Genomic DNA, 5,507 nt, shown 5'->3' with positions numbered 1-5,507 from the left:
TTTTTTATTGAAATAGAGTACAAACTTACTACTTTAGTAAATATCTGCATAAATTTTTGTAATTTTGCATGCTTTTTATTGCCAATAAACAAATAATTACAAGATGGAAGACAAGAGGATATTGTATGTATCATCTGAAGTGGTGCCTTATTTGGCAGAGAATGAAGTTTCTCTGATGTCTTATGACGTGCCAAAAATGATTAATGATCAAGGCGGACAAATTAGAATTTTTATGCCAAGATATGGAAATATCAACGAAAGAAGGCATCAATTGCATGAAGTAATTCGCCTTTCTGGGATGAATCTTGTGGTGAATGATGTTGATATGCCGTTGATTATCAAAGTTGCTTCAATTCCGAAAGAAAGAATTCAAGTTTATTTTATTGATAATGATGAATATTTTAAAAGAAAAGCAACCTTCTCTGATGAAGATGGAGTGTTGTATCCTGATAACGATGAACGCGCTATTTTCTTTGCAAAAGGTGTTGTAGAAACGGTTAAAAAATTAAATTGGGTTCCAGATATTATTCATGTTCATGGTTGGATGGCTTCAATGTTGCCAGTTTATATGAAACATTTTTATAAAGATGAAGCACTTTTTTCTGAAACTAAAATTGTTAGTTCTGTTTACAGTCAATCTTTTGACGGTGCTTTAGATGTAGAAATGATTAACAAAATTAAGTTTGATGGAATTCCGCAAGATGCAATTGCTGACTTAGAGGTTCCAAATTATGAGAATTTAATAAAGACATCAATTGCGCACTCAGACGCAGTTATTATTGCATCAGAAAGTCTTTCTCCAAGTTTAACAAAATTTATAGAATCTTCGGGTAAACCTTTTTTACCTTTCGCACCGAAAGATGAGTTCGCTAATGCCTACACTTCTTTTTATAAAAAGATGCTATAATTAATATAATAAAACATGAAATTTAATTTCTTATTAAAAACATTTGTTGTTGGTTTTTTAATTGTTCTTTGCGCTTCTTGCGATAAAGACTTTAACGAGGTTGGAACAGACATTGTAGGTGGTGACCATTACAACATTAACAAAGAAGACTTTAATGTTGTTGCCTACAACCAAAATCTTTATGGTGGTACACAAACGGTACAGTCAAATAATCTTCCAGTTAATTCTTTGGGATTTTATGATAATGCACCTTTTGGACAAACAAAAGCAAGTTTTGTAACACAATTGGAGCTTGCAGCAATCAATCCTACATTTTATAAAACAGATCTTAATGATATTATTGTAGATTCGGTTTACATGCACGTACCTTATTTTTCTACATTAGAAAGCGTTGATGCAACATCTGGTGACGGAACATTTACTTTAGATTCTATTTCTGGAGGAACAAATAAAATAAGTTTAAACATTTATAGATCAGGTTTTTTCTTGGCTAATTTGGATCCAAATGCTCAATTATTGGAACCACAAAAATATTATGCTAATCAGCAACAGGACTTTAACAACAATCAAGTTCAACTTTTGGCATCCGAACCTGAGTTTGAATTTAAAACTACCCAAATTAAGTTTTTTAAAACAACTACTGCAGGTGCTTTAACTACCGATGTTAGAGAACGATTGAGTCCAGGTTTGTATTTTGACTTGGATACTGCTTATTTTAAAAACAACATTATTAAAGCTGGCGCAGCTAACTTGGTAAACAATAATGCGTTTAAAGATTATTTTAGAGGTTTATATTTTAAAGTTAATAATGCAGCAAGTTCAACCACGCAAGGCACATTAGCACGACTTAACTTTACTCAAGGAAAAATTACTATTGTATATAGAGATGCAAAGTCTGCTACAGACCAAACAACTTTAGTGAGAAAAACAATGGTTTTAAACATGACCGGAAACACTGTAAATCTTTTAGAAAATACTTACGCCAATCCAATAACACCAGATGTTGCAAATGGCGATTCGAAAATATATTTAAAAGGAGGTCAAGGATCAATGTCTGTAATTAAACTTTTTGACGGAAAATCTAACAATGCATCACCAGATTTAACCAGAATGAGACAACAAAAATGGTTAATTAACGATGCAAGTCTAACTTTTTATATCGATAAAAGCGCTATGCCCAACCAAACAAGTGACGCTTCAACTCCATTTAAAAATCAGCCCAATAGAATTTATCTTTACGATTTAAGAAACAATAGGCCACTTATTGATTATTATACAGATTTATCTACATCTGCTTCTGGCTCAAAATTCAATAAATTAGTACATGGTGGTATTATTGAAAAAGAAACTAGTGGAACAGTAACCAAATATAAAGTAAGAATTACCAATTACATAAGAAGCTTAGTGAAAAATGGTGGAAACACAGATGTAACAAAAGACTCAACCAATGTAATGCTAGGGTTAGTAGTTACCGAAAACATTGGAAATGTAAGCAATATGACTATTAAAAATGCAATTCCTTATCAACAAGTTAATAAAACTGGAACTGTTGTTACTAGATCATTAAAACTAGTACCATCAATGTCTGTTGCTAATCCACTTGGAACGGTTCTTTATGGAAGCAATTTATCTGTTGGTGACGTAAATTACGATAAAAGAATAAAATTAGAAATTTATTATACAAAACCTGACTAACTAAATACCCTGAATTTATGTGTGGAATTGTTGGATATATTGGATACAGAGAAGCATATCCTATTATTATAAAAGGATTGAAACGTCTAGAATATAGAGGTTATGATAGTGCAGGCGTAATGCTTTTTGACGGAACTGATTTAAAAGTTTCCAAAACAAAAGGCAAAGTAGTAGATCTAGAAGCTAAGGCCTCTAAAGAAATTACAACAAATGGAACCATAGGAATGGGACACACTCGATGGGCAACACATGGAGTTCCAAATGACGTCAATTCGCACCCACATTTATCTAATTCGGGTAATTTATCAATAATTCACAATGGTATTATTGAAAATTATGAGCCATTAAAAAAAGAATTAATAAAAAGAGGTTACACTTTTAAATCGGATACAGATACTGAAGTTTTAATAAATCTAATAGAAGAAGTTCAGAAAAAAGAAAATCTTAAATTAGGAAAAGCAGTTCAGGTAGCTTTGAACCAAGTCGTTGGTGCCTATGCAATATGTGTTTTTGACAAAATGAAACCAGATGAAATTGTGGTGGCTCGTTTAGGAAGTCCATTAGCAATAGGAGTTGGTGAAGATGAGTTTTTTATTGCATCAGACGCATCACCGTTTATTGAATATACTTCAAATGCTATTTATCTTGAAGACGAAGAAATGGCAATTGTACGTTTGAATAAGCCATTAAAAATAAGAAAAATAAAAGATGATTCATTAGTGGATCCTTATATTCAGGAATTACAAATGAATTTAGAGCAAATTGAAAAAGGTGGATATGAGCATTTTATGCTTAAGGAAATCTATGAGCAACCAAATGTTATAAAAGACACTTATAGAGGAAGGCTTCATGCCAATACCGGTATAATTCAAATGGCAGGTGTTGAAGATAATATTGAAAAATTTCTTAATGCAGACAGAATTTTAATAATTGCTTGCGGTACTTCATGGCACGCAGGTTTGGTAGCAGAATATGTAATTGAAGAATTTGCAAGAATACCAGTCGAAGTAGAATATGCTTCCGAGTTTAGATACAGAAATCCAATCATTACAAGTAAAGATATAGTAATTGCCATTTCGCAATCAGGTGAAACAGCAGATACCTTAGCTGCAATAAAATTAGCCAAAGAAAAAGGAGCCTTTGTTTTTGGAGTTTGTAATGTTGTAGGTTCATCAATTTCTAGAGAAACTCATGCTGGTGCTTATACTCATGCCGGACCAGAAATTGGCGTAGCATCTACAAAAGCATTTACAACACAAATTACGGTTTTAACAATGATTGCGCTTCGACTAGCTAAAGCTAAAGGAACGATGTCTAATTCTGATTTTCATAGATACTTGCAAGAACTAGAAGTTATTCCAGAAAAAGTAGCAGAAGCATTGATTTCTACAAACGATATTGCTAAAGAAATAGCATCTATTTATAAAGATGCACCTAATTGTCTTTATCTAGGAAGAGGTTATAACTTTCCAGTTGCATTAGAAGGCGCATTAAAGCTAAAAGAAATATCTTATATTCATGCAGAAGGTTATCCAGCTGCCGAAATGAAACACGGACCAATTGCCCTAATTGATGAAAAAATGCCAGTAGTGGTCATTGCTCCCAAGCAAGGTCATTATGATAAAGTAGTTAGCAATATTCAAGAAATTAAATCTAGAAGCGGTAAAATTATTGCAATAGTAACTAAAGGTGATACACAAGTTAAAGAACTAGCAGATCATGTTATTGAAATCCCTGAAACTTCAGACGCACTTTCACCGTTATTAACCACAATCCCATTGCAATTATTGTCCTATCATATTGCCGTAATGAGAGGTTGTAATGTAGATCAACCAAGAAACTTGGCAAAGTCTGTAACTGTAGAATAACCCATAACACAACATAAAAATAAAAAAAGCGAGATCTATTTCTCGCTTTTTTTATTTTATATAAAATTATTTTTATTTGAGATTAATGCAATTATTTTTATAAATTTTATATGTATGCATAGTATTTTTTATAAATTTAACAATAAGTTAATAAAAAGCTAATTAAAACATAAATGTCAAATAAATAGTAAAGAGACGGAATGATTATTAATTGTGAAAATAATAGCGACTTTTTTTATTAATATAAAAATTATTTGTATTTTGGCTACTTAAACCAACAAAAATCAAACCTAATGAAGATTTATTATTTTATTTTGACATTGTTTTTTTGCAGCATTTCGTTTGCACAAACTTCAATTTCAGGTTCGGTAAAAGACAGTAAGAACGAACCAATTCCTGGCGCAAACATTAAAGTTGTTGGCGAATCTGCAGGAACTGTTACTGATGGTGATGGAAAATTCACTATTAAAGTTACCAAAAAGCCACCTTTTACTATCGAGGTGACAAGTATTGGATTTGCAATTCAAAAAATTCAAATTAATTCAGCTACTCAAAAAGCAGATGTTGTATTGCAAAATGAGGACACGCAGCTTGATGAAATTGTAGTTTCTGCTTCTAGAACTCCAGAAAGAGTTAAAGAATCGCCAGTTACTATTGAAAGAATGACCATCAAAGACATTAAAAAAACAGCCTCTCCTACTTTCTATGATGGATTAGAAAATCTAAAGGAAGTGCAAATGAACACAAGTAGTATGTCTTTTAAGTCTATCAATACTCGTGGATTTGCAACGGTTGCTAACACAAGATTTATGCAATTAGTAGATGGTATGGACAATTCTTCTCCGCTATTGAACTTTGTATTAGGAAACCTAATAGGTGTTTCAGAAATAGACGTACAAAATGTTGAATTGTTACCTGGCGCTTCATCAGCATTATATGGTGCAAATGCATTTAACGGAATTTTATTTATGACAAGTAAAAGCCCGTTTACCAATGAGGGGATTTCTACTTATCTTAAATATGGTCAAACCAATCAA

Annotated in this window: 4 protein-coding genes; all 4 read left to right on the top strand. The window is 32.1% G+C overall.

All coding sequences use genetic code 11. The features are described from left to right. Window positions 1-103: 103 nt before the first annotated feature. A complete protein-coding gene (locus tag ACH2CG_RS06490) occupies window positions 104-907 on the top strand; it encodes a glycogen/starch synthase (RefSeq protein WP_395063390.1) in 804 nt (267 codons plus the stop codon). 15 nt (window positions 908-922) lie between these two features. Beyond that, complete coding sequence (locus ACH2CG_RS06485; RefSeq protein WP_395063388.1) at window positions 923-2,602, top strand: DUF4270 domain-containing protein; 1,680 nt, start codon at window positions 923-925, stop codon at window positions 2,600-2,602. A gap of 17 nt (window positions 2,603-2,619) precedes the next feature. Then, window positions 2,620-4,470, top strand: a complete 1,851-nt coding sequence (gene glmS, locus ACH2CG_RS06480) for a glutamine--fructose-6-phosphate transaminase (isomerizing) (RefSeq protein WP_395063386.1) — start codon at window positions 2,620-2,622, stop codon at window positions 4,468-4,470. A gap of 293 nt (window positions 4,471-4,763) precedes the next feature. Next, window positions 4,764-5,507, top strand: a 744-nt coding sequence (locus ACH2CG_RS06475) for a carboxypeptidase-like regulatory domain-containing protein (RefSeq protein WP_395063384.1), incomplete at its 3' end; no start/stop codon positions are given.

Origin of the sequence: Flavobacterium sp., assembly GCF_043778725.1 — a bacterium.
Taxonomy (GTDB): domain Bacteria; phylum Bacteroidota; class Bacteroidia; order Flavobacteriales; family Flavobacteriaceae; genus Flavobacterium.
Note: the sequence above shows the minus strand (reverse complement) of the source record. Positions and strands in the feature narration are given on the sequence as shown.

Bases quoted from the DNA above. Each gene is read 5' to 3' on its own strand.
- glmS (WP_395063386.1), top strand. From the start codon at position 2,620: ATGTGTGGAATTGTTGGATATATTGGATACAGAGAAGCATATCCTATT.
- ACH2CG_RS06485 (WP_395063388.1), top strand. From the start codon at position 923: ATGAAATTTAATTTCTTATTAAAAACATTTGTTGTTGGTTTTTTAATT.
- ACH2CG_RS06490 (WP_395063390.1), top strand. From the start codon at position 104: ATGGAAGACAAGAGGATATTGTATGTATCATCTGAAGTGGTGCCTTAT.